Source organism: Colwellia sp. BRX10-3 (assembly GCF_014077505.1).
Lineage (GTDB): Bacteria > Pseudomonadota > Gammaproteobacteria > Enterobacterales > Alteromonadaceae > Cognaticolwellia.
Window position 1 is genome coordinate 1 of record NZ_JACGWA010000045.1, and the last position, 365, is coordinate 365.

The following is a 365-nucleotide window of genomic DNA, read 5'->3' on the forward strand; positions in this document are numbered from 1 at the left end:
GTTAAGGTATCCCCATCAATATCATTATCATTGGCTAACAAGCTGGCAAAAGTGATGGTTAGTGGCTCATCTTCATTTAACGGGAACGAATCAGTGCCGGTTGTCGGTAAATCGTTTACCGCATTAATGGTTAAATTAACCGTACCATCGACTAACGTGCCACTGCCATCGTCAATTTTATAGGTAAAACTGTCTGCGCCATTTAGGTTAGCTGTAGGCGTATAGATAAATGATGCGCCGCTAAGGGTTAAAACCCCTTTAGTCGCCGTTGGTATTGCGCTGGTATCAAGCGTTAAGGTATCCCCATCAATATCATTATCATTGGCTAACAAGCTGGCAAAAGTGATGGTTAGTGGCTCATCTTC

General features: G+C 43.0%; 1 protein-coding gene. It reads right to left on the reverse strand.

Annotated elements, in window-relative coordinates:
* A partial coding sequence (locus H4J38_RS16960) for a cadherin-like domain-containing protein (RefSeq protein ID WP_182133671.1) occupies positions 1-365 on the reverse strand: 365 nt, incomplete at both ends.